At 39.5% G+C, this 3,737-nt stretch carries 2 protein-coding genes; both read right to left on the bottom strand.

Features of this window, described 5'->3' with window-relative positions:
* Nucleotides 1–215: 215 nt before the first annotated feature.
* Nucleotides 216–932, bottom strand: coding sequence for a choice-of-anchor K domain-containing protein (locus IQ229_RS17675; protein ID WP_194045929.1), 717 nt, complete (start codon nucleotides 930–932; stop codon nucleotides 216–218).
* Between the two features lie 444 nt (nucleotides 933–1,376).
* Entirely contained in the window at nucleotides 1,377–3,590 is a 2,214-nt protein-coding gene (locus IQ229_RS17670) for a tetratricopeptide repeat protein (protein WP_194045927.1), read from the bottom strand.
* Nucleotides 3,591–3,737 lie beyond the last annotated feature (147 nt).

Here is a 3,737-nt window from a genome sequence, read left to right as displayed (position 1 = left end):
CTTCTTGGCTGTCCACGCAAATAAGTTCAAAAATCAAATCGGATTACTCTATGAGGACTCCTATTTAATTTTTGAACAAGACTTAGTACCTATCCATCCCTTTTTTCTGTTCTCTATCCCTCATTGCCTATTTCTATAAATTAGACATCTGGTGAAAAATAATGTATAGACATAGTAGCACTACATCTCTACAAGGGTTTTGAAAAAGTCATAATTTATCGGCTCTTAGTATTTTTTTTCCAAGGATTTTTACGAGATATCAGGTATATCCCTAGCAAGGATAGACCAAACACTGACGCAGGTTCGGGTATAGTTTTGATTTTGGCATAAATAGCTGTTGTAGTTGTAGCTTCTTCAAGAGCCTGAATACTTTTCTGGCGACCATCTAGATTAAAACCGATTAACTCAAGGGTATATTTATTACTTCCAAAGGTGAAACTGCGATTACTCAAATTTGCGTCTAAAAATACTAAGTCTGCACTCTTTCCGGGATCTTTTGAGTCGTTAGGTGTATTTACTAAACGCAAGTTGAAGTCAAAAACTTGGCTGGTTCCTACAGGTGGGCTGAAAGATACATTCAGATTTAAAGGTACAAATTCAATGCCTGTATCGGGTACTATCTTTCCATTAAAGTAAGTTAAATCAGCTATTTTGAATACAGAGTTAATGTCCGCAGAAAATGAAGTTCCATTAGAGGTTAGTTGATTTGGAAGTCCTGGCGACGAAGTAGCTTTACCCCAAGTAAATGTGTTACTTCCCACACCTGTATATATGGGATTAGTATCGGTGCTTCCTGGAGTAGGATTTCCCCATATCGGACTAGAGATGCCAGAAAAAGTTAGAGCTTGTGCTTGACCAGAGAAACCAAATCCTGTGGTCGAACTCACAAAAAAACTAGATATAGCAGTAGCCAAAACAAAACTTAGTTTCATAATTCTAGGTTTTAACGTTCATTCTGGAGCTTCTTTCAAGTAGGTATTCAGTCTACCCTAGTAAATTTACGGAAAACACGCCCATGTCTTCTTGTATTTTTTATAAAATATTTATGTGTATTTCAAAATAACTTAATGAATAATTTATATTTATTAAGTTAATATCATGGGTTGTTAAGATATATTTCACTATTTTGTAATTAGTAAAACGGTAAACCTCTTGCATAAACTTCCCTAACAGGCTAAATCCAGCAGAAGTGCAGACTTTGATGTAAGTCAAAGGCGGAGTAGGGTTCTTTTTTTGATTTATACAAGAAGTCTAGTAATTACGTAGGCGTAGCCCGTCATAAACATCGCTACCTTACTTGACTTCCAAATAAATTGTCAAGCTGATATGAAGTTACACTTTTTTGACATTCTCCGCACTATGGAGAGCAATGGGATTCATAATTTTGACAAAATCTCTGGTAACAACTGGCTAGGAATTTTAGACAAAGCCAGGTTTTGTCCCTGTATCCCTAACTCATTATGAAAAGCACGAATAGTTTTCACCACATAAGCAAAGGTTGTTTGATAAGCCTCTGGTTGTTTACTTAATCCGTTTAAGGCTTGCAAATGGTTATCTAATGCTACTTCTAAGTGTTGAGAGCGTGTTGCTTTGTCGCCATTAAAAGACTTATCTATTACTAGTTGATAATGTGCTAGTCCCAGGTTATTGTGAGAGGCAAGCAAATCAAAACTTAAAGAAGTACCGCTAAGTGAGTGAGCCAAAGCTATAGCTTCTTCGTAAGCGCTGATACATAGTTGCAGATACTTTTGCCGTGCCTCTTTAGTAGTCTCAGATAGGTTTGCTAGATGCCAGTAGGCAGTACCCAGATTATTTTGTGTAGCGGCGCAGGCACTGGGAACATTAGCTGGAGTGCGATACTTGAGAGCTTCGCTATAAACATCTATGGCTCGCTGGAGGTTTTGAGCAGGTTGTTCGTATTGTGCCAGATTCCAAAACGCAGTACCGATATTGTTTTGAATCATCCCATACTTGAGCGGTTCCTCTTCAGGGTTGTAGTGTGCAAGTGCTTCATTGTAAGCTGCGATCGCTTTCTTTAAATGCACAATCGGTTGGTTGTATTGCCCAAGATGCCAGTAAGCAGTACCCAAATTATTTTGGCAAGCCGCATACTTTAATGAATCCATTTCAGCTGTACGGTAACTGAGTGCTTCACTGTAAGCGAAAATTGCTTGCTGCCAATTTTCCGATGGGTGAGAGAAACGAGCTAAATCACCATAGGCTGTCCCCAAATTATTTTGTACACGAGCGTAAGTTTCCGAATGTGTTTGGGGCGAAATTATCTTTAACGCCAACTGATAAAATTCTATTGCCTGCTCTATATAAGTCTGTCCCTCTTCAGAATTGGGTGGTGTGCGGTATAGCATCCAGTAGAGTGTACCCAAATCATTCAAGATATCTGGGAGTTGCGGTGAGCTTTCGTCATAGCTAATTGCCTCCTGATAGGCAATAATTGCCACCATCAGGTTTTCTAAAGTCGCCTCTCCTTGCTCAATGCGAAGACGGTATAAAGTACCCAAGCGATGATAAGCCTCTGCCAGTATCTCCTCTGAAACAAGATTTTCGTGTAATTCTTCAATCTCTAATAAAATCTGCTGTGGTTGTAAGGAATCCTCTGTATTTTGAGCAATATTTGTATTAATTGTTGCTATTACTAGCTCCGTTAACTCACTGCTAATATAAGATAAAGACGACAGCGATTGATTATTACTTCCACTACCAGACCGATTTGTAGATTCCTGTTGTTGTGGCGTAGCCTTCAATAAATCCGCTGTTGATGGCGAAACTTCCTCAGTTTTGTGTACGCGATTCTCTTGTATGTCTACTGGAAAATCAGAATTATTCTCAAACTTGAACTCAGTGGCTGCGGTTCTGAGTTCTGCTTGGTTAACTGATTCATCTAGAATCGACTGCTCAATATTCCCTAAATCCAAGGTTCCTGAACGTGAAAAACGTTCTGGATAGGCCAAATTCTGAGTTGCTGGTGTGGGTTCTCCGGCAAACACAAATACGCCGGTACGACAACGCCAAAACTGTGGTGCTGATTGCTTGATAGCCGACAACCAAGGACGTGGTATCCACAAAAGCAAATTAGATTCTAGAAATCGGCTGGATTCTTGTGTAGAGAAATATTGTTCGCTTAAGCGGAGATAGTGCAAAAATAAACGCTGTGTTGCAACTGGTTGCTTAGTGAGATGCTCCACGCCGACAATCTGAAATGCTGGTACTGGAAAAGGTCTTCCAGGCGTGTCTTTTGATGCCCCAACAATTGGCGGTGGATAATTAGTCAACCATTGATTAATCTGGATTATGGGGTTCGGATCGTTTAAATCCAAACGCAACGTGACTAATCGCGGATAAGCTGGAGTGCTATTTTCCTGAGCATTTGATGATTGATATAGCACCTGTCCAACAGGATAAGCCAATGTAGAATGCAAACGGGCTGCCACCTGATTTCTTAAGTATAAATCATCACATATTGCCAAAAGAATTTGTCGTCGTAAGCCAAGACTTAAGGCAAGTTTCAGGCGGTGGTATACTTGCCGATTCCAAGTAGAATTATTGTTGGGTGCAGTATCATTCACGCTCATAGCGGCTAAAGAGCCAAAACATAGTACATATCACCTTTCTGGGTGCATTCAAGTGGGCTAATGTCATAATAAAAATGATTTTTAATAAGTAGATGTTGTGCTGCTCAGGATATATTGAGCCTTCAATTATAGTAGGAACAATAAAGT

Source organism: Nostoc cf. edaphicum LEGE 07299, assembly GCF_015207245.1.
In the GTDB taxonomy this organism is placed as follows: Bacteria; Cyanobacteriota; Cyanobacteriia; order Cyanobacteriales; family Nostocaceae; genus Nostoc; species Nostoc edaphicum_B.
The sequence above is the reverse complement of the archived record's forward strand: the minus strand, read 5'-3'. Positions and strand labels throughout refer to the sequence as shown.